Here is a 24,391-nt window from a genome sequence, read left to right as displayed (position 1 = left end):
ACCCTATGGACCCCCTCGACTTCACCGGCAAGGCCGTGGTCGTCACCGGCGGCACCCGCGGAATAGGCGCCCAGATCGCCGCAGCCTTCCACCGCGCCGGCGCCGACGTACTGGTCTGCGGCCGAACACCCCCAGCCCCGCTATCCGCCGTCACCGCAACCTCCACCTCGCCGCGGCCCTCCGCCGCCCCGCCTTCCGGTGCAACCTCCACCTCGCCGCTGCCCTCCTCCTTCGCCCCGCCTTCCGGTGCAACGTCCACCTTGCCGCTGCCCGCCGCCGCCCGGCCTTCCGGTGCAACCTCCACCTACAGCTCGGGCGCTGCCGACGGCCACGCGGTGCCGATCGGCGGTGGCGGGGGTGGCGCGGCGCCGCGCGGCGGGCCAGGCTTCTTCCGCGCCGACGTGCGGGACCCGGAGCAGGCGGCCGCGCTGATCAACGAGGCGGTGGCCCGGTTCGGGCGGCTCGACGTGGTGGTCAACAACGCCGGCGGCAGCCCGCAGGTCGCTGCGGACAGCGCCTCGCCCCGGCTGCACGCCAAGGTGATCGAGCTGAACCTGATCGCACCGCTGCACGTCTCGCAGGCAGCCAACGCGGTCATGCAGGCCCAGCCCGGCGGCGGGGTGATCCTGATGATCGGCAGCGTGAGCGGCACCAGGCCGTCACCCGGCACCGCCGCCTACGGCGCCGCCAAGGCGGGCCTGCTGAATCTCGCCGCCAGCCTCGCCGTGGAATGGGCCCCGGCGGTACGCGTGAACAGCCTCGTAGTCGGCCCGGTCGGCAACGGCCTGACCCCAGCAGTCGCCGCCCGCACCGTGCCGGCCGGCCGAACCGCTTCACCCGACGACGTAGCCGGCGCCTGCCTCTTCCTGGCCTCCCCGCTGGCCGGCTACGTGAGCGGCGCCGCCCTCGCCGTCCACGGCGGCGGCGAGTGGCCCGCCTACCTGACCGAGTTCCGCCCAAGCTGACAACCAGCGTCGCTTCCGCCGGCCCGAAGCCGCTCTGGCGGTCAGCCGGTTCGCCCGGCTGACGCGCAGCGTCGTTTCCGCCGGCCTGAAGCCGCTCTGGCGGTCAGCCGGGTTCGCCCGGCTGACGCGCAGCGTCGCTTCCGGTGGCCCGAAGCCGCTCTGGCGGTCAGCCGGGTTTGCCCGGCTGACGTGCAGCGTCGTTTCGGGTGGCCTGAAGCCGCTCTGGCGGTCAGCAGGGTTGGGTCGGCTGACGCGCAGCGTCGTTTCCGGCGGCTGGAAGCCGCTCTGGCGGTCAGCCGGGTTGGGTGGGCTGACGCGCAGTGTTGCTTGCGGGCGGCGGAAGGGGCTCTGGCGGTGGGGCGGGGCTCGGCGTACCCTCCGCAGAAGTAGAACAGGTTTCAATACTGCGGCCGCCGGAGGTGCGGGATGGTTCTCTCGATCAAGGCGAAGCGCGACGAACTAGGCCTGTCCACCGGCGAGCTTCTCGTTGGCGGAACGTGGCGGGCGGCCGCCGACGGGCGTACCTGGACGCACCCGCATCCGGCGACCGCTGAGGAGGTCGGCGCGTTCGCGGTGGCCGGGGAGAGCGACGTGGACGCAGCCGTCCGCAGTGCGCGCCGGGCGTTCGACGAGGGGCCGTGGCCGCGTACCCGGGCCAAGGAACGTATTCGGGTCCTGCTCCGCATCGCTGAGCAGATCCGGGCGCACGCGCCCGAGCTGCAAGCGCTGGTCGCCTTGGATAACGGGGTGCCGGTCAGCTTCGGCGAGACCTATGCGATGTCGGTCGAGTGTGTGGCCGACGTCTTCGAGCATCACGCCGGCTGGGTGGACAAGCTCGGCGGCGAGACTCTGCCCGGCTATCAGGGCGGTGAGCACCTGGTGATGACCCTGCGCGAACCGGTCGGCGTGGTCGCCGCGATCATCCCGTGGAACGGGCCGCTGCTGCTCGCCGCCCAGAAACTCGCGCCGGCACTGGCCGCTGGGTGCACGGTGGTGTTGAAGCCGAGTGAGTACGCGACGTTCTCGGCCCTGCGGCTGGCCCGCATCGTCGAGGAGGCGGGACTGCCGCCGGGTGTGCTCAACGTGGTCACCGGCCCCGGCGAACCGACCGGCGACGTCCTGATCAACCACCCGCTGGTCGACAAGATCACCTTCACCGGGAGCCGGGTGGTCGGCCGCAAGGTGCTCGCCGCCGCTGCGAACACCATGAAGCGGACCAGCCTGGAGCTCGGCGGCAAGAGCCCGTCGCTGGTCTTCGCCGACGCCGACGTCTACGCGGCCGCCACCACCACGATGGGCACGGTGACCATGGGCCTGTCCGGTCAGGCCTGTGTCGCACACACCCGGGCGCTGGTGCACCGCGACGTCTACGACGAGTTCCTGGCGATCACCGAGGCGATGGCTGCGCTGGTCAACTACGGCGATCCGTTCCATCCGGAGACCACCGCGTCGCCGCTGATCAACGAGCGGCAGATGAACCGGGTCCTCGGCTACATCGAGCGCGGCCAGGCCGAGGGTGCCCGGCTCGTGGTCGGCGGCGGCCGTGCGGACGGTGATCTGGCGGCCGGCAACTTCGTCATGCCGACGGTGTTCGCCGACGTCAGCAACGACGCGACCATCGCCCGGGAGGAGATCTTCGGGCCGGTCCTGGCCATCGTCCCGTTCACCGACGAGGACGAGGCGGTCCGGTTGGCGAACGACACCTCGTACGGGCTGGCTGCCACCGTTTGGACGAAGGACGTGAAGCGGGCGATGCGGCTGACCCGGGCGGTCCGGGCCGGCACGGTCGGGGTCAACGGCTACCAGTTGGAGCCGCACGTGGAGTTCGGCGGGTTCGGGCAGTCGGGGCTGGGCCGGGAGGGCGGGCGCAGTTCGATCGAGGCGTACACCGAGGTCAAGACGGTCCTCATCCCCACGACCGAGGAGATGATGTAGGGTTCGCTTCCTAGACGGCTGCCGTCTAGGAAAGGGGACTCGGCGTGAACGTGCAACAGGCTGCCTGGCGGGCGCGGACCCTGCCGCCGGTGGAGAAACTGCCCAGCGGCCTGATCTCGGTTCCCGTGCCGATCCCGGACAACCCGTTGCGCTACACCCTCACCTATCTCGTCCCAGGCGACGACGAGCTGGTCGTGGTCGACCCGGGCTGGAACAGCGAGCTCGGCTGGACCGCCCTGGAGACGGGTCTCGCCGTGGCCGGCGCCACCCCCGCCGATGTCACCGGGATCGTGGTCACCCACGTGCACCCCGATCACCACGGTCTGACCGGGCGGCTGCGCGACGCCTCCGGCGCCTGGGTGGCCATGCATCCGGCCGAGCGCGCGACGCTGATCCGCGACCGGGACGCCGACCCCGCCCGGGCTCTCGGCACCTGGATGCGGGCCCTGCATGTGCCCGAGGATGAGGTCGCCGGCCTGCTCAGCACGTTCGGCGCGGACGTGGACCGGCACTTCGCCCCGCTCGCCGACGCCGACGTGCTGCTCGACGACGGCGACCTGGTGCCGGTGAAGGGCCGGCAGCTGCGGGCCGTCTGGACGCCCGGGCACACTCCCGGCCACATCTGCCTGCTCGAACCGGACGCGCAGGTGCTGCTCACCGGCGACCACCTGCTGCCCCGGATCAGCCCGAACATCGGCCTGCAGTTGACCGGCGACGACCCGCTCGGCCGCTACCTGGAGTCGCTGACCAAGGTCGCCGCCCACGACGGGTGTGAGGCGCTGCCCGCGCACGAGTACCGGTTCGACGGCATCGCCGCCCGTGCGGCCGAACTCGCCGGCCATCACCGGCAGCGCTGCGCCGAGATCACCGCGACCGTGGAGAAGCTGGGCAACCCGAGCATCTGGCAGCTCGCCGCGGCGCTGACCTGGTCGCGCCCGTGGGCCGAGATCGGGCCGATGCGAGTCGCTGCGATCGCGGAGACGGCGGCCCACGTCGAGCTGCTGATCCACACCGGGGAACTGGCCCGTGACGGCGACGGCCGGTTGCTGTCCGGCGTGCTGTGCGGCCGTGGTCAATGATGCGAGAAAAGGGCAGGCGCTACGCGGCCGTGGTCACTGACGCCAGCACGAAATCGACCAGGTCCTCCGCGTACTGATCAGCGCCTGCCGCCACGGTGGCCCGCAGCCGCGCCGGGGTGACCAGGGCGTGGTTGAGCGCGCCCCCACTGATGCTGTCCAGCAGCAGCGTGACGCTGGTGTCGCGGCCCAGTTGCCCCCGGTCGATACCCCGGTGCACGATCGCCCGGGCCGCCGAGGTCTGCGACTGCCGGAACCGGTCCAGGTGCTCAAGACCGGCCGGGATGTTCTCCGCCTCGAGCATCAGCCGCAGCACGGTGCCGCCCGACTCGCCGAGGAACGTGTGCAGCACCTGGCGGGCCAGGGCGACCAGGTCGTCGCGTACCGATCCGGTGTCGATGTCGCGGACACCCGCCAGCCGGGTGGCCAGCGCGGCGGCCAGCAGGGCCTCCTTGTTCGGCCAGCGCAGGTAGATCGACGCCTTGCCGACGCCGGCCCGGCGCGCGACCGCGTCCACCGAGAACCGCGCCCAGCCCTCGGCGCCGTAGACCTCGGCGGCCGCGCGGGTGATACGCGCGTCGACCTCGGGATCGCGGGGCCGGCCCGCGGGCGTGACAGCCACGATCGAGATTCTAGGTGTGCGCCGGTGCGAGGCGTTGCAGCCGGAAGCGCACCGCCCGCTGCAGCAGCACCGGGTACCCGTGCAGGACGACGTCGAGGAACACCAGCCAGCCGGCCGCCCACCACGCCCGGAATCCGATCGCCACGGCCGCCAGCACCAGCCCGATCAGGCCGATGACCAGGTGCGCCGCCTCAGAGCGGCGGGTGGCCAGCTCGAACGCAGGCAGTGAGGACCGGGCGCCGTCGAGCCTGCGGTTGTGCCGCTCCCAGCCGATCGCCCGTAGCAGCCGCATGTACCGCCACGCGCCGAGCCGCCGGTACGCGCCGGGTTCCCAGGCGCGGACCCGGAACCAGTCGCCGCGAAGTTCCGGTTTCGCCGCGTCGAGCAACGCCGACATCCACGCCATCATCGCGAAGTGCACGGTCCAGGCAGCGGCGAACCCGTTGAAGCCCAAGAATGCGCCGACCGCCCAGGTCACCGCGACCACCGCGGCCGCCCCGCCCAGCCCGATGGCCACCACCCGCCCGCGCATGCGGACACGGTAGCCGCCGGCGCGTCAGCCCAGCAGCTTGCGGTGGTCCCAACTGGCGATGCGTTCCGGCTCCACCAGGTAGGCGGCGCGCTTGCGGGCCGCATGCGTGACGTACGCGTCCAGCGCCTCCTGCGGCACGTCCGGCATCCGCCCGGCGATCAGCCGGCCCACCTCGGTCACCCCGGGCAGGTCGTCGATCCGCTTCACGGTGCCGGTCACCTGCACGCCGCGCAGCTCGAAATAGTCCTCGCCGTCCTCGACCAGGCAGGTGATCCGTGGGTCCCGGGCCAGGTTGAGCGCCTTGCGCGAGGCCCGGTAGGTCCAGAACGCGATCCGGCCTTCGGCCAGACCAACGAACATGGTCACCAGGTGCGGCGTTCCGTCCGGGTTGATGGTGGCGATCTGGACCTTTCGCGCGTACGCGAGAAGCGCCGCAACCTCGTCCGGAGTCATCGTGACCGTGTCCCGCTGACTAGGCATCCCGACTCGTCTCCCCGAAGGTGGAAGCGGCCAGCGGCAGGGTGTCCTCGCAGACGAAGCCGGGCCGCGGCGGGTCGTCCGTGAAGACCGTACTCAGGGCCGCATCGAGTTCGGTGAGCGACCACCGGCCGCTGACGGCATGGAACGCGGCCCGGACCGTCGGCGGCCCGAGCACCGCCACCACGTCGCCGTGCACCACGAACACCTCGCCGGTGATCCGCGCGGCGGCCGGCCCGGCCAGGTAGGTGACCAGCGGGGTGACCCGTTCGGGAGCCATCGGGTCCGGCCCGTCCGGCGGTGGGCCCATCAGGTCGCCGGTCATCGCGGTGCGGGCGCGGGGGCAGATGGCGTTTGCGCGTACCCCATATTTGGCGCAACCCCGTGCGGTCGCGAGGGTCAGGGCGACGATGCCGCCTTTGGCGGCGGCGTAGTTGGGCTGCCCGGCCGAGCCCAGCAGGAAGGCCTCGGAGGCAGTATTGATTATCCTCGCGTACGGCGGACGGCCGTCGGCCTTGCTGCGGTCGCGCCAGTACGCGGTGGCGAAGCGGGTGGTGACGAAGTGGCCGCGCAGGTGCACCCGGACGACGGTGTCCCACTCCTGTTCGGACATCGAGAAGACCATCCGGTCGCGCAGCACGCCGGCGTTGTTGACCAGGATGTCCAGCCCACCGAACGTGTCCGTCGCGGCCTTGACCAGCGCCTCACCGGTGGACCAGTCGCCGACGTCGCCGGGATGGACTGTCGCTTCGCCGCCCGCCGTCTTGATCCGGTCAGCCACCTCGTCGAGATGCGGCCCGGGCAGGTCGTTGAGCACCACCCGGGCCCCGTTCGCCGCCAGCGCGACCGCTTCGGCCGCGCCCAGCCCCTGTGCCGCGCCGGTGACGATCGCGACCCGCCCGTCCAGGCTGCCCATCTCAGTAGCCCGGGCCGCTGAGCAGGCCGCCGTCGGCGAGGAACTCGGCGCCGGTGGTGTACGACGACTCGTCGGAGGCGAGGAACGCGACCAGCCGGGAGATCTCCACCGGCTCGGCGAAGCGGGCGATCGGCAGCGCCTTCAGGAAGCCGGTGCCGTCCACACCGGTCATGGTCTGCGCCGCGGACAGCGCCATCGAGGTCATCACGCCGCCGGGGTGCACCGAGTTGACCCGGATGCCGAGCGGGCCCAGCTCCTGCGCCGCCGACCGGGTGAGGCCGCGGACGCCGAATTTGCTGGCACTGTACGCCGAAAGCCCGGCCGCCCCGGCGATGCCCTCGATCGACGAGATGTTGACGATGGAACCGCCGCCGGCCGTGGTCATCGCCGGGACGACCTGCCGGATGCCGAGCCAGGTGCCGACCAGGTTGACGTCGATCACCCGGCGGAACTCGTCCAGCGGCATCTCGGCGACCGGCGCGTGCCGCAGGATCCCCGCGTTGTTGACCAGCACGTCCACGCGACCGAACGCGGACAGCGTCGCCGCCACCGCGGCCGCCCACTCGTCCTCGCTGGTCACGTCGTGGTGCACGAACCGGCACCGGTCCGCGCCGAGCCCGTCCGCGACGGCCTGACCCTTGTCGTCGAGCACGTCGCCGATGACCACCCGGGCCCCTTCGGCGGCGAAGTGCCGGGCGTGCGCCTTGCCCATGCCGCGGGCGCCGCCGGTGATCAGTGCAACCTTGCCGTCCAGCCGCCCCATGGCATCCTCCCACCAAGCGCTTGCTTGGTTCGGAGCGTAGACCGAGCGCGGCGGTTTGTCAGGCGGTGATGCCGTCGAAGAGCAGGCGCAGCAGGCCGTCGTTGATCTGCTCGGCGGACCAGCCCGAGCTTCGGCTCTGCTGCCAGGAGGTGGGGATCCACAGCACGTCGCGCAGCAGCCGGTAGATCAGCCGGGCGTCCAGGTCGGCGCGGAACAGCCCGGTCTCCTTGCCGCGTTCCAGTTGCTCGACCCAGGTCTGCTCGATCTCCTTCATGGCGGTGCGCAGGTAGCCGAAGCGGGGCTGGGCGCTGAAGTACGCCCAGTCGTTCTGCAGCATGGTCAGCGCCGCCCGGTGCCGGCTCAGGGTGGCGGTGCTGGACCGGACGATCTCCTCGATCGCCTTGCGCGGGTCGTCGGTGGACGCGGCCGCCGCCCGGTAGCCGGCGAGCACGTCCTCGAGGAAGGCGCTGAGGATCTCGTCGCCGATCGACTCCTTCGAGTCGAAGTGGTGGTACAGGCTGCCGGAGAGGATGCCGGCGGCGTCGGCGATCTCGCGTACCGTCGTCGCGCGGAAGCCCTTCTCGGCGAACAGGTCGCCGGCGAGCTGGACCAGGTGCGCACGCCGTTGCGAGCTGCTCTTCGAAGGGGTCGTCACCAGGCCTATTATGCCGCCCTGCCAAACGCTTGCTTGGTTCACCCCACCCGGATAGCGTAGAACGCGTTCTAATTCTGAGTGGGGGTGGCGGGATGCGCGCGGCGGTTCTCCACACGATCGGCGAAGAGAAACTCGACCTCCGTGACGACGTCACCGTCGTCGGTCCCGGCCCGGGCGAGGTGCACCTGCGGGTGCGGGCCTCCGGTGTCTGCCACTCCGACCTGTCCGCGCTCAACGGCGGCCTGCCCCAGCCGGTCCCCGCGGTGCTCGGTCACGAGGCGGCCGGTGACGTGATCGCGGTCGGTGACGGGGTCGAGGATCTGGGGCCGGGGGACCGGATCGCGGTGAACTGGCTGCCCTCCTGCGGGACCTGTGCGCACTGCCGGCGCAACGAGCCCTACCTGTGCATGACCCACGTGATGGCCGGCTACGTGATGCCTCGGTTCATGGCCGGTGACCTGCCCGTCTTCGGGATGGCCGGGTGCGGCTCGTTCGCCGAGGAGATGGTCGTGCCCCGGGCCGGCGCGGTGAAGATCGACGACGATGTGCCGTACGAGGTGGCCGCCCTGGTCGGCTGCGGCGTCACCACCGGCGTCGGCGCGGTGATCAACACGGCCCGGGTGCGCCCCGGCGACACCGTCGTGGTGATCGGCTGCGGGGGCGTGGGCATCGCCGCGGTCCAGGGCGCCCGGCTCGCCGGCGCGGCCGTGATCGTCGCCGTCGACACCGTGCCCGCCCGGCACGAGGCGGCCCGCCGCTTCGGCGCCACCCACTCGGTCACCCCCGACGAGCTCAGCGACCTGCAGACGGAGGTGGTCCCGGAGGGCTTCGACTGCTCCTTCGACGTGGTGGCCGTCCCGCAGACGCTGCGCACCGCCTGGACCGCCACCCGCCGCGGCGGCAGCGTGGTCGTGGTCGGCGCCGGCCGGGCCGAGCATCAGGTCGAGTTCAGCCCGTTCGAGCTGCTCTTCGAGGGCAAGACGATCATCCCGTCGCTGTATGGTTCGGCCGACCCGCCCCGCGACTTCCCCCGCCTGCTCAGCCTGTGGCGGGCCGGGCGGCTCGACATCGAGGGCATGATCAGCCGCCGGCTGCGTCTCGACCAGGTCGGCGACGCCCTGGCCGGCCTCGGCAGCGGCGACGTGATCCGGCAGGTCATCGTCCACGGCGACGGCGCCTGATGCGGCTCGGCATCCAGCTGGGCTACAGCGGGCAGGGTTTCGCTGACGCGGTGGACGAGGTCGTGGAGTTCGAGCAGGCCGGTGCCGAGCTGGTCGTGGTGCCGGAGGCGTACAGCTTCGACGCGGTCAGCCAGCTCGGCTACCTGGCCGCGCGGACCCGCACGATGGGGCTGGCGTCCGGGGTGATGCAGACCTACACGCGTACGCCGACGCTGACCGCGATGACCGCGGCCGGCCTGGACTACGTCTCCGGCGGACGGTTCTCGCTCGGGCTGGGCGCCTCCGGGCCGCAGGTGATCGAGGGGTTCCACGGGGTGCGGTACGACGCGCCGGTCGGGCGGACCCGCGAGATCGTGGAGATCTGCCGGCGTGCCTGGCGGCGGGAGGCGCTGGTCTTCGAGGGCGAGCACTACCGGATCCCGCTGCCCGGCGACTACGGCAAACCGCTCAAACTGATCAACCGGCCGGTCCGCGAGCGGATCCCGATCCTGCTGGCCGCCATGGGCCCGCGCAACGTGGCCCTGGCCGCCGAGATCGCCGACGGCTGGCAGGCGCTCTTCCTCGACCCGCGGGCGGCCGGCCGGGTGTTCGGCGAGGCGCTCGCGGACGGGCAGACCCGCCGTGATCCCACTCTCGGTCCGCTGGATGTGTCGGTGCCCGTACCCTTCGCCCTTGCCGAACCGACGCCGGACCTGCTGGCGCGGCACCGTGCGCAACTCGCGCTCTACCTGGGCGGCATGGGCGCGCGCAAGCGCAACTTCTCCAACGACCTGATCCGCCGGTACGGCTACCCGCGCGAGGCCGAGCTGATCCAGGACCTGTTCCTGAGCGGCCGCAAGGCGGAGGCCGCCGCCGCGGTCCCGGACGACCTGGTCGCCGCGACCTGCCTGGTCGGCGCTCCGGATTCGGTCAAGCAGAGGCTCGACGACCTGGCCGCCGCCGGGGTGACCACCATCCTGGTCTCCCCGCTCGCCGCGACCCGCGCCGAACGGGTCAAGGACGTCACGGAGCTGCGCCGGATCCTCGGGGGATAGCGGCCAGCCGGCGGCGTTCGTGCGACTCCAGAGCGGCCTGCTGCGGACCGGTCAGGATGTCGCAGATCCAGTCCCAGTGCAGGGCCACGCGATCGCCCGGCACCACCTCGTGCGGCAGCAGCCGGACCACCTCCTCGGCCGGCGGGCCGGATGCCAGCAAGCCGTCGGTCCAGGTCAGCGGTCGGGAGACCACGGTGGCGGTCGGGCCGTGCACCGCGGCCACCACGCCGGTGCGGATGCGGCAGCGGTCCAGCACCGAGACCGCGGCCGGGCTGCCGGTGCGGCGCAGCAGGTCGAGCCACGGGTACACCTCGAAGACGTGGAAGCTGTGGTGCGCGACTGCCCGGTCGTGCGCCGACGCCCAGCTGCCGCCCTCCTGCCCGGCGAACCGGCGGCGCAGGAACGCGGTCAGCCCGGCCGGCGGCACCCGGTCCAGCAGCTCGTTGCCGATCCAGTAGGCCTCCACCACGCGGGCGTCGAGCGGGTCGGCGATGCCCGCCGAGCGGGCGATGAACTCCAGGTACGCCCACGCGCCCTCGAATGCCCGGGCCCGTGCGGCGATCTCGGCGGTGGCGTCCGGGCGCAGCAGCACCGACGCGCCCTCCGGCCCGCAGTAGCCGAGCGCGTTCGGCGGGTAGGCGTAGCGGGCGAACAGCCGCGTTCCCGGTTCGCTCATCTCAGCAGATCCGTGGGAGCTGTTCGCCGATCGGCATGCTGATCACCCGGGTGCCGCCGAGCGCGGTGCGGGCCACGACCATGCCGGGATGGTCCGGCACGCAGGTGCCGATCCTGCGAGCATTCTTTCCGTACGGGTGCGCCCGCATCGCCTCGAGCAGTTCGTCCGCCCGTTCCGCCGGCACGAACGCGATCAGCTTCCCCTCGTTGGCCACCTGCAACGGGTCGAGCCCGAGCAGGCTGCACGCGTCCGCCACCTCACCCGGCACCGGCAGATCCCGCTCGACCAGCTCGACACCGACGCCCGCGGCCTTGGCGATCTCGTTGAGCGCGGCCGCCACCCCACCGCGGGTCGGATCGCGCAGCACGTGCACGTCGGCTTCGGTGGCGAGCATCGCCGCGACCAGGCCGTGCAGCGGCGCGGTGTCGCTGCGCACCTCGGTGCCGAAGGTCAGGCCCTCCCGGCAGCTCAGCACGGCCACCCCGTGTTCGCCGAGGTCGCCGCTGATCAGGATCGCGTCGCCGGGACTCGCGCGGCCGGGGCGGATGTCGACGCCGTCCGGAACCACGCCGATCCCGGCCGTGGTGATGAAGACGCCGTCGCCGCTGCCGTTGTCCACCACCTTCGTGTCGCCGGTGACCAGCCGCACCCCGGCGGCCCGGGCGGCGGCGCCCATCGCCTCGGCGATCCGGCCGATCTCGGCGAGCGCGGTGCCCTCCTGCAGGATGAAGGCGGCCGACAGGTACAGCGGGGTGGCGCCGGACATCGCCAGGTCGTTGACGGTGCCGTTAACCGCCAGGTCGCCGATCGAGCCGCCGGGGAAGACCATCGGCTTGACCACGAAACCGTCGGTGGAGAACGCCAGCCGGGCGCCGGCGACCTCCAGCACCGCACAGTCGCCCAGCTCGCCGGGGGCGCCTGCGGACCCGTACCCCGGAAGGAAGAGATGTTGCACCAGCTCGGCGGACATCGCGCCGCCCCCGCCGTGGCCCAGCACGATCGCGGGGGTGTCGCGCAGCGGCACCGGGCAGGTCCAACTCTCGAAATCAAGGGTCATGAGTGGGTCACCAACCGGTACGCGTAATACGCCGCACAGGCCCCCTCCGACGAGACCATGGTCGCGCCCAGCGGCGTCCGCGGCGTGCACTGCTTGCCGAAGGCCGCGCACTCGTGCGGTTTGAGCAGCCCCTGCAGAACCTCGCCCGAGCGGCACAACGGCGACTCCGCGGTGTGCAGCCCGCCCACGTCGAAACGCAGTTCCGCGTCGAACTCCCGGTACCGCGGGGAGAGCCGCCAGCCGCTGCCCGGGATCTCACCGATGCCGCGCCACGTCCGGTCGGTCACCTCGAACACGTCGCGCAGCATCGCCATCGCCGCCGGGTTGCCCTCGTCGCGCACCGCCCGCGGGTACGCGTTGCGCACCTCCGCCCGGCCGGCTTCCAGCAGCGTGACCGTCTGCCGGATGCCCTCCAGGATGTCGAGCGGTTCGAACCCGGTGACCACGATCGGCACTCCGTACTTCTCGGCCAGCGGCGGGTACTCCCGGGTGCCCATCACGCTGCACACGTGCCCGGCGGCCAGGAACGCCTGCACCCGGCAGCGCGGCGACTCCATGATGGCCGCGATCGCCGGTGGCACCAGCACGTGCGACACCAGCAGCGAGAAGTTGGTCAGGCCGAGCCGCCGGGCCTGGTGCACGGTCATCGCGTTGGCCGGGGCGGTGGTCTCGAAGCCGATGCCGAAGAACACCACCTGCCGGTCCGGGTTCTCCCGGGCCAGTTTCAGCGCGTCCATCGGGGAGTAGACGACGCGGACGTCGCCGCCCGCGCTCTTCACCCCGAACAGGTCCTGCCCGCTGCCCGGCACCCGCAGCATGTCGCCGAACGAGCAGAAGATCACGCCGGGCCGCGCCGCGATCGCGAGCGCCTTGTCGATCACTTCGAGCGGGGTGACGCAGACCGGGCAGCCCGGCCCGTGGATCATCTCGACACCGTCCGGCAGCAGCTGGTCGATGCCGTGCCGGATGATCGAGTGGGTCTGCCCGCCGCAGACCTCCATCATCGCCCAGGGCCGGGTGGTGGCCGCATGGATCTGCTCGACCAGCCGCGCGGCCAGGGCGGGATCACTGAACTCGTCGAGGTACTTCACCGAACTCCTCCTCCAAGATTCCCATCCGCTCGAAGTTGGCCAGGGTCTGCCGGGCCGACTCCTCGTCGAGCTGCTGGATGGCGAAACCGACGTGCACGATCACGTACTCGCCGACCCGGACGTCCGGCACGTACTGCAGGCACACCTCCTTGCGCACCCCACCGAAGTCGACCTCGGCCATCGGCACGCCGTCCGCCTCGGTGATGCTCAGAACCCGGCCGGGAACAGCGAGGCACATGACGTCTCCCTCCTACGCGGCGCCCACGACGAGTTGGCCGAGCGCGATGCCGCCGTCGTTGGGCGGCAGCAGCCGGGGCCGCAGCACCCGGAAGCCGCGTTCGGTCAGGTCCTGCTCAGCGGCGGCGAGCAGCAGCGCGTTCTGGAAGACGCCGCCGCCCAGCGCCACCACGCCCAGCCCGGTCTGCTCCCGGCACTGCTCGGCCAGCCGGACGATCAGGCCGGCCACCGCGGCATGGAACCGGGCCGCGACGGCCGCCGGGGACACGCCCGCACGGACGTCCGCGGCCACCGCCCGGATCACCGGTCCCGGATCGGCGACGTCGCTGCGCAGCTCGAACGCGTACGCCGGATGCGGCTCCAGGCCGTGCCGGGCAGCCAGACCCTCCAGGATCATCGCGGCCTCCGCCTCGTACTCGACGATCTGCCGGACCCCGGCCAGCGCGGCCACCGCGTCGAACAAGCGGCCCATGCTGGAGGTCGGCACGCAGCCGAAACCGCTGCCGAACTGCCGGTCCAGCACGTCCCGTTCCGCGGCCGGGCAGGCGGTCACCGGAGGCAGCGCGGGCCACCAGGGCACGCCGGCGGCACGCAGATGCGACAGAGCCATCCGGTACGGGCGGCGCACACTCGCGTCACCCCCGGCCAGGGGCACATAGCCGAGGTACGCCACGCGCCGGAACGCCTTGTAACCGGCGACCAGCACCTCGCCGCCCCAGACGGCGCCGTCGGTTCCGTAGCCGGTGCCGTCGAACGCGAACCCGATCACCTGCTCGTCCGGTCCCACGCCGTGCTCGGCGAGAACCGCTGCGATGTGCGCGTGGTGGTGCTGGACCAGGCGTACCGGGCGGCCGTCGGCGTGCGCGCGGGCCCAGCCGGTGGAGTGGTAGCCGGGGTGCAGGTCGGCGATCAGCAGCTCGGGGCGGACGCCGGTGAGACGTTCCAGGTGGTTCTCGCTGGCGGTCAGCGCGTCGATGCCGGCCAGGTCGTCCAGGTCGCCGATGTGCTGGCTGGCCCACGCGTACCGGCCGGCGCCGATCACGCAGGTGTTCTTCAGGTCGGCGCCGACGGCCAGGGCGGGAGTCAGCTCGAACGGGACGGTGACCGGCAGCGGGGCGTAACCGCGGGACCGGCGGACCGGGAGTTCGGCGCCGGCGGCGTGCCGGGTGACCGAGTCGTCGCACGGGACCCGGATGGCCCGGTCGTGGCGCAGCCAGGCGTCGGCCAGCGGGGCGAGCCGTTTGCGGGCGTCCTCGTCGTCCGAAGCGATCGGCTCGCCGGCGAGGTTGCCCGAGGTCATGACCAGGGCGTCCGGGCCGGGTTTCTCGAGGAGGAGCACGTGCAGCGGGGTGTAGGGCAGCATGACGCCGAGTTCGGAGTGGTCGGGGGCGACCGCGGCGGCGACACCCGGGCTGTCGTCGCGGCGGGGGAGCAGCACGATCGGGCGGCGTACCCCGGTGAGCAGCCGTTCCTCGCCGTCGGACAGGGTCACCAGGTCGCGGGCGGTGCCCAGATCGGCGACCATCACGGCGAAAGGTTTGCCGCCGCGCCGCTTGCGCTCGCGCAGCGTGGTCACCGCCTTGTCGTCGCGGGCGTCGCAGGCCAGGTGGTAGCCGCCGAGGCCCTTCACCGCGACGATCGCGCCGGTCGCGAGCAGCCGCCGGGCCTCCTGGAGGGCGTCCTCGCCGTAGCGGGGCGGGCCGTCGGCGGTGACCAGCTCGAGGCGGGGGCCGCAGCCGGGGCAGGCGATCGGCTGGGCGTGGAAGCGGCGGTCGGACGGGTCGTCGTACTCGGCGCGGCAGGCGTCGCACATCGGGAAGCCGGCCATCGTGGTGGCCGCCCGGTCATACGGCAGCGTGTCGATGATGGTGAAGCGCGGCCCGCAGTTCGTGCAGGTGATGAACGGGTGCCGGAACCTCCGGTCGGCCGGGTCCAGCAGCTCACGCAAGCAGTCCGCGCAGGTCGCGACATCAGGCGAAGCGAGCGTACGGGCGGGCCCGCTCCCATCCGACGCAGCGATCCGGAACCCGGTCCCACCTTCGACCGCCAGCTCCTCCTCCTCGACGGCGGCCACCATCGCCAGCGGTGGCGCTTCGTCCCGGAGCCGCCGCCCATATGCGGCGACCGCCTCGGGTTCGCCTTCGACCTCGATGACCACCCCGTCGCCGGTGTTGCTGACCTCGCCGCTGAGCCCCAGTTCGGACGCCGTCACATACGCGAACGGCCGGAACCCCACCCCCTGCACCAGCCCACCCACCGTGAACCGCCACCGCACCCGCGCCGCGCCGTCGGCTGCCGCGTTGTCGGCTGTCGCGTTGTCGGCTTTCGCGCCGTCGGCTTTCGCGCTGCCGGCTGCCGCATCGTCGGCTGCCGCGCCGTCGGCTGCCGCGCCGTCGGCTGCCGCGCCGTCGGCTGCCGCGCCGTCGGCTTTCGCGCCGCCGCCGAGCTGCCTGGCGGGTTCCGGGCCGCTGCCCATCAGCTCGAGGCCGGACATCGCCCGGGCCGCCTGCGCCTCGTCGATGATCTCCACGGCGAAGCCGAGGTGGATCAGCACCCAGTCCCCGGGCGCCGGCGCGGTCTCCAGCATGCCGATGTTGACCCGCCGGCCGGCGCCCGCCACGTCGACCAGCGCGAGGTGTCCGGCGTTACCCGGCAGGATCTCCCGCACCCGTCCCGGAATGCCGAGGCACACGGCTACCGCCTCCCCGGCGCGGCGGCGGGTCGGGCCGCAGAGGGTGAGCTGGCCGCGAGGTGGGCCAGCAGGGCGTGCACTGCGGCCACGGCTTCGGGCACGGCCGCAGCGACCGCCGGGCTCAGCCCGATGCGCTCGCCGACATCGGCGACCCGGCATCCCACCACATAGGTGGGCGGCACAGTCCCGCCGAGCCGCTCGACCGCCCCGAGCACAGCGACCGGGTCCATGCCGTGCGCATCCATCCGGCTGACGCCCAGTGCTGCCTTTTCGGCCGGGAGGCAGCGCTCGCTGTCAGCTGGTTGCTCTTGGCTGACGCCCAGTGTTGCTTCGTCGGCCGGGAGGCAGCGCTCGCTGTCAGCTGGCTGCTCTGGGCTGACGCCCAGTGCTGCTTCGTCGGCCGGGAGGCAGCGCTCGCTGTCAGCTGGTTGCTCTGGGCTGACGGCCAGTGCTGCTTCGTCGGCCGGGAGGCAGCGGTGGGGGTCAGCCGGGATGTGGAGCACTGCGACGGAGCCGGGCGGATCGTCGGGAGTGGTGGGGAGGGCGTCGATGAGGATCAGGGCTTGGTAGCCGGCCAGCAGGTCGTGGGCGAGGTGGAGGCCGCGGATCCCGTAATCCGCTGTGCGCACACCGGCGGGCAGGGTGATGGAGGTGGCCAGGGTGCGGGCCACCTCGGGGCCGAAGCCGTCGTCGCCGAGGAACAGGTTGCCGATGCCGGCTACCAGGATGGTGTTCACATCGAGCGGATGCGCAGGTAGCGGCGGATGTCGGGCCACGAGCGGGCTACCACGACGGCGGCGAGTGCCACCGCTACGACACCGAGAGCTTTCATGATTCGTTCCCCTCTCCGGGAACGGGTGCGAGCGGCACCAGTTCGTCGGGTGCGAAGTAGAAGTAGCGGCCGTACCAGTCGTGCAGTTCGGCGGCTGGGTCGTCCAGCAGGACCACCGCTACGTGGGTGGCGCCGTCCACGTCCTCGACCACCGCGGTGACCCGGGCGACGCGGTCGGCGAAGAACAGGTCCTGTGCGTCGGCGCGCCGGGTGGGACGGACCCGGACCAGGCTGTCCCGGGCCACGCGGACGCCGGCGATCAGCACCGAACCGGCGCCGGGGTCGTGGCGGGTGCCGTGCAGCCGGTCCAGGTCGTCGGCGGTCGCGGCGTCGCACCGGTCGACGATGGCCGCGGCTCGCGGGTCGGTGGCGCGGGCCTCCGCCTTCTCCGCGTCGGTCATCGTCATCACCCGCAGCGTGAGGATCTCGTCGATCTCGCAGGAGTCGAACAGGTTGCCGTTGCTCTGTTCGGCGATGCGCGGGTGGTCGTACAGGATGATCGGCGAGCCGAGCAGCAGGTCGTGGGTGCCGGGCGGGCCGGCGAGCACCGGCCAGCAGCGGTCCTGCCGGCAGCGTCCGGCGGCCGCGACCGCGTCCGGCGGCGGGTCGAGCAGCGAGACGAAGACGGCGTCGCGGGCTTCGAGCAGCAGATGGGCGCCCAGCAGCGAATGGCGGACGGCCGCGTCAGGGCGGGGCACGGGGTCCGGGTGGGTGTTGGTTACTGCCACGGTGAGGCGGGTCAGGGCGCCGTCCGGGGTGGCGGTCGTGCGGACCTGGGCGGTGAGCGGCCAGCGGCGGCGGACCACCCGGCCCGCGTCGCCGAGTGGTTCCTCGTCGGCGCCGCCGGGCACGGAGACGCTGTAGGTGCGGTCGCCGTGCAGAGGCACCTCCGGCAGGACGATCTCCCGCTCGGTGGCTTCGTCCCAGGTCAGCACCGTCGCGCCGTCGACTACCAGCTCGCTGACCGCCTCTTGCGTGCCGTCCGGGCGCGTAGCTCGTACCCCGCGGTGTTGCAGTTGAAGGAAGCGCAAGCGGATGGTGACCGTGCCGTGGCTGCCCGGCCGGACCAGGCACTGCATCGCCATGCCGGAGGGCTCGCCGGCGGCGGCCCGGGGTGGGCCGAGCACGCCGAACTGCCAGCGGGACCGATTCTTGACCGCGCTGGCCCGATAGGGATACAGCAGGTATCCCTCGTAGAGGACCGCGTCGGCGACCGCCCGGGCCGCATCCAGGCTCACGACGCCGGCCCGTCGGCGACCGCCAGCAACTTCTGCAGCGTCTCGTCCCAGCTGGTCAGACCGTGCCGGTCGCGGTATCCGGCGAGCTGGGCCAGCACGTCGGAGCCGGCCCGCAGCCAGCCGCTGTTCGGGAAGTAGGACTCGATCATCTGCCGCCACACGGCCACCGGCATCCGGTGCCGGGCCTCGCAACTCCACGGGACCTGCTCCACCGCGAAGCCGGTCGCACCGCGGGTGAAGACCGTGCCGGAGAACAGGAAGCTGAGCGGCACGGCGCCGGAGCCGAGCGCATTCAGATAGCGGGAGCCGACCACGTCGAGGTCGTAGGTGCACGGCATCGGCAGGTCCAGGTCGGTGCGGCCGGCGAAGCCGGGCACGGTGACGCTGCACTGCATCCATTGGAACGGCCGGACCGTGTCGGCCCAGCGCTCCGGCTCGCCGAACATGCCGCGCATTCCGTCCTGCTCGGCCGGCTCGTAGCGGCGCAGCTGCGGTTCGATGCGCACCTGGCAGCGCAGCACGATCGCGTGGACCTGCTGGTCCGGCCCGGCGTCGACGCGCAGCCGGGCGGTGAGCTGCGGGGCGGCCGCGTACGGCTCGGCGACCACGTCGAGAACGGTGAACCGGTACTCGCTCAACTGTCGCCGCCCTCGTCCGGTGCGACCCGGCTGCGGGCCCGCAGCCGGGTGAAGAACGCGTCCATCGCCTCGTGCGCCTCGCGCCCGCCGTCGAAGCCGCGCCACCGGGTCCGCAGCGCCCCGGTCAGCTCGTAGCAGACGTCGATCGGCACCAGGTAACTTCCGGCGTCGCGGCCGACCAGCAGCGCCTCCACGTCGGGGAGCATGCCGCGCAGCACCGGATGTCCCTCGACGATGCGGTCCCAGGCGGCCAGCGGGAGTTCCGACTCGGTGGCGCCGGCCGGGCCCGGATAGCAGGCGACCATCCGGTCCTGGCTGGAGTTGCGGAACAGGAACGCCAGGCCGACCGGGATCTGCAGCTCGTCCCAGGCGCGGTCGTCGAGGGCGGCGCCGGTGAGCGCCAGGTGCCGATCGGGGACGGCGCGATAGCGCAACTGGGCGTGCTCGTCGGTGAAGAGCAGGTGGCAGGCGGTGCAGGTGCACATCAGCGAGCGCCGGTGCAGGTCGACCACATGCCGGTGTTCCGGCGTGATCGGCGCCGCGCACATGTCACAGCGCGGCGCTGCTTCGGCCTCTGCAGGCCGGGCCCGGGCGGCCCGGCGTAACGCGGCGAGGGGGTCGGTCATCGCACCCACCCCGGTTCGGCCGGGCGATCAAAAAGCGCAGAAACCGGGATCAAGGGTACGCCCGAAGCACGCTCGAACTCGACCCCGGTGACATCCGGGGCGGCCGCCTCCACCGCGGCACGCACCCGGTCGTCGCGGGCGGTGGTGGTGCACCCGCACCCACCGGCGCCCGCCCGCAGCAGCACGTTCCCGTCCGCGGTCACCTCCAGCAGTTCGACGTCCTCGCCGGTCGCCGCGAGCGCCCGCTCCACCCGCGTCGCCACGTCGTCGGGATGCAGGCCGTGCACCAGCAGCAGGCTCGCGAGCAGGTCGTCGCGGGCCATCGCGGTCAGCACCTCGTCGGTCAGGGCGCCGTGGCCGTGCAGCAGTTCGAGCAGGCGTTGCAGGCCGGCGCCGTACAGGCCGGTGAGCAGGCGCACCAGCTCCTCGGCGCGCGCCCGGCCGGGGCCGCTCGCCGCCAGCAGCGCGTCGATGCGTTCCCCGGCCGCCCGCCAGTCCTCGCCCGGCACGGGTCACCCGCCGGTGGGGGAGTGGACGAGGTCCAGCTTCTTCCCGCCGCCGAGGTACATGTGCACCCCGCAGGGCAGGCAGGGGTCGAAGCTGCGCACCGTACGCATGATGTCGATGCCCTTGAAGTCGTCCCGGTCGTTCTCCTCGAAGATCGGCTGACCTTCGACGGCGTCCTCGTACGGCCCCGGCGTCCCGAAGCTGTCCCGCGGGGCGGCGTTCCACGGCGTCGGCGGGTACGGGTGATAGTTGGCGATCTTCCCGTCCCGGATCACCATGTGGTGTGACAGAACGCCCCGCACCGCCTCGGTGAAGCCGCAGCCGATCCCCTCGTCCGGCACCTCGAAGGACTCCCACGTCTTGGTGCGCCCGGCCCGGATCTCGGCGAGCGCCTTCTCCGCGAAGTGCAGCGCGCAGGCGGCCGCGTACGCCTGGAAGTAGGTCCGGGCCCGATTGCGCTCGATCGTGTTGCTCCACCGCGGGATGGTCCACTCCAGCTCGACCGGTCCCTTGAGCGCCGTCTTCGGCAGGTTGATCCGCACGCTGGAGCCGGTGGACCGGACGTATCCGATGTCGACCATCCCGGCGAGCGCGGTCACCCAGAGCCGGGCGAGCGGGCCGCCGCCGGTGTCCAGCGCGAGGTACTCGGTGCCGTCGTACCAGCGCGGCGACATCACCCAGCTGTACTTGCCGTCCAGGTCGCGTTTCTGCGGGCGCGGGTTGGTGTGCTGGTTCCACGGGTGCCGCCGGTCCACCTTGTTGCCCAGCGGATCGTGCGTCACGAAGATCTCCTGGCCCTCCCAGTCGTCGTAGTACGACGAGCCGAGCAGGATCCGGATGCCCAGGTTGATCTCGACGAGGTCGGTGGTGATCAGCTTGTTGTCGACGACGATGCCCGGAGTGACGAACATCCTGCGGCCCCAGCCGGTCATGTCCGCGTACCGGAAGTTGCAGTGCTCCGGGTCCTGGAAGGACCCCCAGCAGCCCAGCAGGACCCGCCGGTTGCCGACCTGCTCGTAACCGGGCAGCGCCTGGTAGAAGAAGTCGAACAGGTCGTCGTGCATCGGCACGACCTTCTTCATGAACTCGACGTAGCGCATCAGCCGGCTCAGGTAGTCGGTCATCAGCTGGATCGTGGCGACCGTGCCGACCCCGCCCGGATACAGCGTGGAGGGGTGCACGTGGCGGCCCTCCATGAGGCAGAACATCTCCCGCGTCATGCGGCTGACCTGCAGCGCCTCGCGGTAGAACTCGCCGGTGAACGGGTTCAGCGAGCGCATGATGTCGCCGATGGTGCGGTAACCGTGCTCGCCGGCGTGCGGGGACTCGGTCCGGTTGGCCTGCTCGAGGACGCCGGGGTTGGTCTCGGCGACCATCTTCTCGCAGTAGTCCACCCCGACCAGGTTCTCCTGGAAGATGTTGTGGTCGAACATGTACTCGGCGGCCTCGCCCAGGTTGACGATCCATTCGCCGAGGTGGGGCGGCTTCACGCCGTACGCCATGTTCTGCGCGTAGCAGGAGCAGGTGGCGTGGTTGTCGCCGCAGATGCCGCAGATCCGGCTGGTGATGAAGTGCGCGTCGCGCGGGTCCTTGCCCTTCATGAAGATCGAGTAGCCGCGGAAGATCGAGCTGGTGCTCTTGCACTCCGCGACGACCTTCTTCTCGAAGTCGATCTTCGTGTAGATCCCGAGGCTGCCGACGATCCGGGTGATCGGATCCCAGGCCATCTCCACCAGTTCGGTCATCGGGTCCCCGCTCTCGGCCTGCGCCACTTGGGTTCGCGATCCAGGGTGTGTGCGGTGATGCCGCGGAGGAGCTTGACCGCCTTGCCGTAGGGGCCGACCACGCGCGTGGACAGGTGCCCGCCCGGCGGCGAGTCCATGAACGGCTGGAACTTGTCCGGGAAGCCGGGCATGGTGCAGCCGATGCAGATGCCGCCTACGTTGGGGCAGCCGCCGACCCCGTTGATCCAGCCCCGCTTCGGCACGTTGCACTTGACCACCGGCCCCCAGCAGCCGAGCTTCACGATGCACTTCGGCGAGCCGTAGGCGTCGGCGAAGTCGGCCTGCTCGTAGTAGCCGGCCCGGTCGCAGCCCTCGTGCACGGTCTGGGAGAAGAGCCAAGTCGGGCGCAACGCCTCGTCCAGCGGGATCATCGGCGCCTGACCGGTGACCTGATACAGCAGGTAGGTCAGCGTCTCCGACAGGTTGTCCGGCTGGATCGGGCAGCCGGGCACGCAGACGATCGGGATCTGCGCCTTCGACGTCCAGCCCCAGCCCAGATGGTCCGGCACCCCCATGGCGCCGGTCGGGTTGCCGGCCATCCCGTGGATCCCGCCGTACGTGGCGCAGGTGCCCACCGCGACCACCGCGGTGGCCTTCGGCGCGAGCCGGTCCAGCCAGTCGCTGGTGGTCCGCGGCTGCCCGGTCTCCGGGTCGTTGCCGAACCCGGACCAGTAGCCCTCGTCGTGCAACCTCTCGTTCGGGATCGACCCCTCGACCACCAGCACGAACGGCTCCAGCTCACCCGCCTCGGCGCGCAGGAACCAGGACAGGAAGTCGTCCGCCCCGCCGCGCGGCCCGCACTCGAAGTCGATCAGCGGCCAGTGCACGGCGATCCGCGGCAGCCCCGGCAGGGCGCCCAGCGCGATCTCCTCGATGCTGGGCTGGGTGGCCGCGGTGAGCGCGACCGAGTCCCCGTCGCAGCTGAGTCCCGCATTGATCCACAGCACGTGGATCAGGGGATCTTCCGGTTCTTGTGAAGTCATGATGACCTGACCCGGGTGTGTGACGTATCTGACTAGCTAGTCCCGCGTCGTGAGACGATGTCAATCCCCTGCCCGGCTAGCGAGCGAGGCCATGCACGAACTCGCCATCGCCACAAACATCGCCGACGCGGTCTGCGAACGGGCCGCCGGCCGGCCGGTGCACCGCGTCACCGTCCGGATCGGAGCGTTGACGGCGGTGGTTCCCGAGGCCATGCGCTGGTGCTTCACGCTCGCGGTCGAGGGCACCGTCGCGGACGGCGCGGATCTGGAGATCGAGCACCGGGCGGGGGCTGGGCGCTGCCGGGCCTGCGGCGCCGAGTTCCCGTGTGCGGACCTGATCCTGCTGTGCCCGTGCGGCAGCGCCGACGTCGAAGTGACGGCCGGGCGCGAGCTGCAGATCGTCTCGATGGAGGTGGCTGATGTGCGGCACCTGCGGCTGTGACCAGAAGATCGAGGTGGTCACGCTCGAGCAGAAGGTGCTGGCCCGCAACGACGAGATCGCGGAGGCCAACCGGGAACGGCTCGCCGGGGACGGCATCGTGGCCGTCAACCTGATGAGCTCACCCGGGTCCGGCAAGACCACCCTGCTCGAGCGGACCATCCGCGACGTGGGGAGGGACCATCCCGTCGCGGTGGTGGAGGGCGACCAGCAGACGCCGCTGGACGCGGAACGGATCCGGCGTACCGGATGTCCGGTCGTGCAGATCAACACCGGGGCCGGGTGTCACCTGGAGGCGCAGATGCTCAGCACCGCCCTGGACCGGCTGGCGCCACCCCGTGACGGTCTGCTGTTCGTCGAGAACGTCGGCAACCTGATCTGCCCGGCCCTGTTCGACCTGGGTGAACGGGAGCGGGTGGTGATCCTCTCGGTGACCGAGGGCGCTGACAAGCCACTCAAGTACCCGCATGCCTTCGCGGTCGCCGGTCTCGTGCTGATCAACAAGATCGACCTGCTGCCGTACGTCGATTTCGACGTGGCGGAGTGCCGCCGGCACGTGGCGGCGGTCAACCCGAAGGCCGCGGTGCTGGAGGTCTCCGCGACCCGCGGCGACGCCCTGCCCGCCTGGTACGCCTGGCTCGCTCAGTTGAGCACCCTCAGTTGAGCACCGGGTCGGACCGGCGCGACCACACCTGGTGAAGGTCGGTTCCCCAGGCCGTTTGCAGCACCCGGAGGACCTGGTCGGCGCGCAGGTAGCTGGAGAGCTGCGCGGTGACGGTGTGCAGCGCTGCGGCCGATGTGACCACGACCGGCAGCCCACCCTCGGCGAGGAGCTGCCCGGCCGCGATCGCGCATTCCTGGAACGTGTCGTCACGCCGCACCCGCAACTCGACCACCCGGCGCCCGGGGAGCCGTTCGCGGAGTCCGGTGATCACCGCGCGGTGGTCCGGTGCGGGAGCGGACATACCCAGCATGACCAGCAGTTCGTCGTCGTCGAGCCCGGCCCGGGCAGCGAGCCGGGACATCGCCGAGCCGCCGTCGCCGCGTGCTTCGTGATCGTGCAGCACCACCACGGTGACCGTCGGGTCGGCGCCGTCCTGTGCTTCCTGCGCCTGCCACCATCCGGCCTCGGGCTCCCGGATCACCGACATCGGCGCCCCGGTCCCCGACCGTCTGTTGCGTGCCGACGGGATCCGCCAGCTCGCCCACCGGCCGCCGTTTCCTGTCCCGAGCCGGCGATGCGCTGAGATTCGTTGCCAGATCACGTCGTCACTCCTCGGCTGCTGACCGTCGCGCCGGGATGACCGGCACGGACACCAACGTGCCTCACCCCGGGAGGCGCCACCAGACCCAACCTTGTCCGCCCAGGAGTGGGCGGCGGGCGGTCGCCGAGATGACCCGATTAATGGGGATTCGCCGCGCGCACCGGACACAT

26 protein-coding genes and 2 pseudogenes are annotated in these 24,391 nt (G+C 71.9%); 8 read left to right on the top strand and 20 right to left on the bottom strand.

Annotation, left to right across the window (positions count from 1 at the left end; genetic code table 11):
- Window positions 1-5 precede the first annotated feature (5 nt).
- From OHA21_RS26025 to OHA21_RS26010, 4 genes and pseudogenes are all read left to right on the top strand, one after another.
- Window positions 6-134 (top strand): annotated as a pseudogene (locus OHA21_RS26025) (SDR family NAD(P)-dependent oxidoreductase); the annotation flags it as partial.
- 246 nt (window positions 135-380) lie between these two features.
- A pseudogene (locus tag OHA21_RS26020) lies at window positions 381-965 on the top strand (SDR family oxidoreductase); the annotation flags it as partial.
- A 426-nt stretch (window positions 966-1,391) separates the two neighbouring features.
- Window positions 1,392-2,900, top strand: a complete 1,509-nt coding sequence (locus OHA21_RS26015; RefSeq protein ID WP_328478022.1) for an aldehyde dehydrogenase family protein — start codon at window positions 1,392-1,394, stop codon at window positions 2,898-2,900.
- Between the two features lie 44 nt (window positions 2,901-2,944).
- Entirely contained in the window at window positions 2,945-3,979 is a 1,035-nt protein-coding gene (locus tag OHA21_RS26010) for an MBL fold metallo-hydrolase (RefSeq protein ID WP_328478020.1), read from the top strand.
- A 19-nt stretch (window positions 3,980-3,998) separates the two neighbouring features.
- Here OHA21_RS26010 and OHA21_RS26005 read toward each other — a convergent pair whose 3' ends face one another.
- The 6 genes from OHA21_RS26005 to OHA21_RS25980 are packed head-to-tail and all read right to left on the bottom strand — an operon-like array spanning window position 3,999 to window position 7,941.
- Complete coding sequence (locus OHA21_RS26005; protein WP_328478018.1) at window positions 3,999-4,598, bottom strand: TetR/AcrR family transcriptional regulator; 600 nt, start codon at window positions 4,596-4,598, stop codon at window positions 3,999-4,001.
- A gap of 10 nt (window positions 4,599-4,608) precedes the next feature.
- On the bottom strand, window positions 4,609-5,130 hold the full coding sequence (locus OHA21_RS26000; protein ID WP_328478016.1) for a hypothetical protein: 522 nt from the start codon (window positions 5,128-5,130) through the stop codon (window positions 4,609-4,611).
- A gap of 24 nt (window positions 5,131-5,154) precedes the next feature.
- Window positions 5,155-5,610, bottom strand: coding sequence for a pyridoxamine 5'-phosphate oxidase family protein (locus OHA21_RS25995; protein WP_328478014.1), 456 nt, complete (start codon window positions 5,608-5,610; stop codon window positions 5,155-5,157).
- Window positions 5,603-6,523, bottom strand: a complete 921-nt coding sequence (locus tag OHA21_RS25990) for an SDR family NAD(P)-dependent oxidoreductase (protein WP_328478012.1) — start codon at window positions 6,521-6,523, stop codon at window positions 5,603-5,605. The genes OHA21_RS25995 and OHA21_RS25990 overlap by 8 nt, the downstream gene beginning before the upstream one ends.
- Before the next feature lies 1 nt (window position 6,524).
- The gene (locus OHA21_RS25985; RefSeq protein ID WP_328478010.1) at window positions 6,525-7,286 is read right to left on the bottom strand and encodes a glucose 1-dehydrogenase; all 762 of its coding nucleotides are present in this window, start codon (window positions 7,284-7,286) and stop codon (window positions 6,525-6,527) included.
- Between the two features lie 58 nt (window positions 7,287-7,344).
- Entirely contained in the window at window positions 7,345-7,941 is a 597-nt protein-coding gene (locus OHA21_RS25980) for a TetR/AcrR family transcriptional regulator (RefSeq protein ID WP_328478008.1), read from the bottom strand.
- 92 nt (window positions 7,942-8,033) lie between these two features.
- On the opposite strand from OHA21_RS25980, the gene OHA21_RS25975 reads away from it, so the two are divergent.
- Window positions 8,034-9,122, top strand: coding sequence for an alcohol dehydrogenase catalytic domain-containing protein (locus OHA21_RS25975; protein ID WP_328478006.1), 1,089 nt, complete (start codon window positions 8,034-8,036; stop codon window positions 9,120-9,122).
- Window positions 9,122-10,156: an LLM class F420-dependent oxidoreductase gene (locus tag OHA21_RS25970; protein ID WP_328478004.1), complete on the top strand. Its 1,035-nt coding sequence runs from the start codon at window positions 9,122-9,124 to the stop codon at window positions 10,154-10,156. Before OHA21_RS25975 ends, OHA21_RS25970 begins: the two co-directional genes overlap by 1 nt.
- Here OHA21_RS25970 and OHA21_RS25965 read toward each other — a convergent pair.
- Genes OHA21_RS25965 through OHA21_RS25910 form a run of 13 tightly spaced genes read right to left on the bottom strand, consistent with a single transcriptional unit; the run spans window position 10,125 to window position 22,517 of the window.
- On the bottom strand, window positions 10,125-10,832 hold the full coding sequence (locus OHA21_RS25965) for a DUF6390 family protein (protein ID WP_328478002.1): 708 nt from the start codon (window positions 10,830-10,832) through the stop codon (window positions 10,125-10,127). The two genes, OHA21_RS25970 and OHA21_RS25965, sit on opposite strands and share 32 nt — an antisense overlap.
- A 1-nt stretch (window position 10,833) precedes the next feature.
- Window positions 10,834-11,889 (bottom strand): hydrogenase expression/formation protein HypE, encoded by a 1,056-nt coding sequence (hypE, locus tag OHA21_RS25960; RefSeq protein WP_328478000.1) that lies wholly within the window; start codon window positions 11,887-11,889, stop codon window positions 10,834-10,836.
- Entirely contained in the window at window positions 11,886-12,980 is a 1,095-nt protein-coding gene (hypD, locus tag OHA21_RS25955; protein ID WP_328477998.1) for a hydrogenase formation protein HypD, read from the bottom strand. Before hypD ends, hypE begins: the two co-directional genes overlap by 4 nt.
- Entirely contained in the window at window positions 12,955-13,218 is a 264-nt protein-coding gene (locus tag OHA21_RS25950) for a HypC/HybG/HupF family hydrogenase formation chaperone (protein WP_328477995.1), read from the bottom strand. Before OHA21_RS25950 ends, hypD begins: the two co-directional genes overlap by 26 nt.
- A 12-nt stretch (window positions 13,219-13,230) precedes the next feature.
- The gene (hypF, locus tag OHA21_RS25945) at window positions 13,231-15,909 is read right to left on the bottom strand and encodes a carbamoyltransferase HypF (RefSeq protein WP_328477993.1); all 2,679 of its coding nucleotides are present in this window, start codon (window positions 15,907-15,909) and stop codon (window positions 13,231-13,233) included.
- 2 nt (window positions 15,910-15,911) lie between these two features.
- Window positions 15,912-16,646: a hydrogenase maturation protease gene (locus OHA21_RS25940; protein ID WP_328477991.1), complete on the bottom strand. Its 735-nt coding sequence runs from the start codon at window positions 16,644-16,646 to the stop codon at window positions 15,912-15,914.
- The gene (locus OHA21_RS52795; protein WP_442875142.1) at window positions 16,643-16,741 is read right to left on the bottom strand and encodes a DUF6893 family small protein; all 99 of its coding nucleotides are present in this window, start codon (window positions 16,739-16,741) and stop codon (window positions 16,643-16,645) included. Before OHA21_RS52795 ends, OHA21_RS25940 begins: the two co-directional genes overlap by 4 nt.
- Window positions 16,738-17,979 (bottom strand): hypothetical protein, encoded by a 1,242-nt coding sequence (locus tag OHA21_RS25935; RefSeq protein WP_328477989.1) that lies wholly within the window; start codon window positions 17,977-17,979, stop codon window positions 16,738-16,740. Before OHA21_RS25935 ends, OHA21_RS52795 begins: the two co-directional genes overlap by 4 nt.
- Window positions 17,976-18,617, bottom strand: coding sequence for a DUF6084 family protein (locus OHA21_RS25930; RefSeq protein WP_328477987.1), 642 nt, complete (start codon window positions 18,615-18,617; stop codon window positions 17,976-17,978). The genes OHA21_RS25935 and OHA21_RS25930 overlap by 4 nt, the downstream gene beginning before the upstream one ends.
- The gene (locus tag OHA21_RS25925; protein WP_328477985.1) at window positions 18,614-19,243 is read right to left on the bottom strand and encodes a DUF5947 family protein; all 630 of its coding nucleotides are present in this window, start codon (window positions 19,241-19,243) and stop codon (window positions 18,614-18,616) included. Before OHA21_RS25925 ends, OHA21_RS25930 begins: the two co-directional genes overlap by 4 nt.
- Window positions 19,240-19,752: a hypothetical protein gene (locus OHA21_RS25920; protein WP_328477983.1), complete on the bottom strand. Its 513-nt coding sequence runs from the start codon at window positions 19,750-19,752 to the stop codon at window positions 19,240-19,242. The genes OHA21_RS25925 and OHA21_RS25920 overlap by 4 nt, the downstream gene beginning before the upstream one ends.
- A 3-nt stretch (window positions 19,753-19,755) precedes the next feature.
- Window positions 19,756-21,495: a nickel-dependent hydrogenase large subunit gene (locus OHA21_RS25915; RefSeq protein WP_328477981.1), complete on the bottom strand. Its 1,740-nt coding sequence runs from the start codon at window positions 21,493-21,495 to the stop codon at window positions 19,756-19,758.
- Entirely contained in the window at window positions 21,492-22,517 is a 1,026-nt protein-coding gene (locus OHA21_RS25910) for a hydrogenase expression protein HypE (protein ID WP_328477979.1), read from the bottom strand. The genes OHA21_RS25915 and OHA21_RS25910 overlap by 4 nt, the downstream gene beginning before the upstream one ends.
- Before the next feature lie 91 nt (window positions 22,518-22,608).
- On the opposite strand from OHA21_RS25910, the gene OHA21_RS25905 reads away from it, so the two are divergent.
- The gene (locus tag OHA21_RS25905) at window positions 22,609-22,959 is read left to right on the top strand and encodes a hydrogenase maturation nickel metallochaperone HypA/HybF (protein WP_328477977.1); all 351 of its coding nucleotides are present in this window, start codon (window positions 22,609-22,611) and stop codon (window positions 22,957-22,959) included.
- Entirely contained in the window at window positions 22,937-23,620 is a 684-nt protein-coding gene (gene hypB, locus OHA21_RS25900) for a hydrogenase nickel incorporation protein HypB (protein WP_328477975.1), read from the top strand. The genes OHA21_RS25905 and hypB overlap by 23 nt, the downstream gene beginning before the upstream one ends.
- On the opposite strand, the gene OHA21_RS25895 is transcribed toward hypB, so the two are convergent.
- The gene (locus tag OHA21_RS25895) at window positions 23,613-24,107 is read right to left on the bottom strand and encodes a hypothetical protein (protein WP_328477973.1); all 495 of its coding nucleotides are present in this window, start codon (window positions 24,105-24,107) and stop codon (window positions 23,613-23,615) included. The two genes, hypB and OHA21_RS25895, sit on opposite strands and share 8 nt — an antisense overlap.
- Window positions 24,108-24,391: the final 284 nt, after the last annotated feature.

The sequence above is a fragment of the Actinoplanes sp. NBC_00393 genome (genome assembly GCF_036053395.1).
Lineage (GTDB): Bacteria > Actinomycetota > Actinomycetes > Mycobacteriales > Micromonosporaceae > Actinoplanes.
Note: the sequence above shows the minus strand (reverse complement) of the source record. Positions and strands in the feature narration are given on the sequence as shown.

Coding starts and splice junctions, on each gene's coding strand:
- hypE (WP_328478000.1), bottom strand. CDS start 11,889: ATGACCCTTGATTTCGAGAGTTGGACCTGCCCGGTGCCGCTGCGCGAC.
- OHA21_RS25975 (WP_328478006.1), top strand. CDS start 8,034: ATGCGCGCGGCGGTTCTCCACACGATCGGCGAAGAGAAACTCGACCTC.
- OHA21_RS25915 (WP_328477981.1), bottom strand. CDS start 21,495: ATGACCGAACTGGTGGAGATGGCCTGGGATCCGATCACCCGGATCGTC.
- OHA21_RS25925 (WP_328477985.1), bottom strand. CDS start 19,243: ATGACCGACCCCCTCGCCGCGTTACGCCGGGCCGCCCGGGCCCGGCCT.
- OHA21_RS25910 (WP_328477979.1), bottom strand. CDS start 22,517: ATGACTTCACAAGAACCGGAAGATCCCCTGATCCACGTGCTGTGGATC.
- OHA21_RS25990 (WP_328478012.1), bottom strand. CDS start 6,523: ATGGGCAGCCTGGACGGGCGGGTCGCGATCGTCACCGGCGCGGCACAG.
- OHA21_RS52795 (WP_442875142.1), bottom strand. CDS start 16,741: ATGAAAGCTCTCGGTGTCGTAGCGGTGGCACTCGCCGCCGTCGTGGTA.
- OHA21_RS25950 (WP_328477995.1), bottom strand. CDS start 13,218: ATGTGCCTCGCTGTTCCCGGCCGGGTTCTGAGCATCACCGAGGCGGAC.
- OHA21_RS25895 (WP_328477973.1), bottom strand. CDS start 24,107: ATGTCGGTGATCCGGGAGCCCGAGGCCGGATGGTGGCAGGCGCAGGAA.
- OHA21_RS25995 (WP_328478014.1), bottom strand. CDS start 5,610: ATGCCTAGTCAGCGGGACACGGTCACGATGACTCCGGACGAGGTTGCG.
- OHA21_RS25970 (WP_328478004.1), top strand. CDS start 9,122: ATGCGGCTCGGCATCCAGCTGGGCTACAGCGGGCAGGGTTTCGCTGAC.
- OHA21_RS25905 (WP_328477977.1), top strand. CDS start 22,609: ATGCACGAACTCGCCATCGCCACAAACATCGCCGACGCGGTCTGCGAA.
- OHA21_RS25965 (WP_328478002.1), bottom strand. CDS start 10,832: ATGAGCGAACCGGGAACGCGGCTGTTCGCCCGCTACGCCTACCCGCCG.
- OHA21_RS26015 (WP_328478022.1), top strand. CDS start 1,392: ATGGTTCTCTCGATCAAGGCGAAGCGCGACGAACTAGGCCTGTCCACC.
- OHA21_RS25985 (WP_328478010.1), bottom strand. CDS start 7,286: ATGGGGCGGCTGGACGGCAAGGTTGCACTGATCACCGGCGGCGCCCGC.
- hypB (WP_328477975.1), top strand. CDS start 22,937: ATGTGCGGCACCTGCGGCTGTGACCAGAAGATCGAGGTGGTCACGCTC.
- OHA21_RS26000 (WP_328478016.1), bottom strand. CDS start 5,130: ATGCGCGGGCGGGTGGTGGCCATCGGGCTGGGCGGGGCGGCCGCGGTG.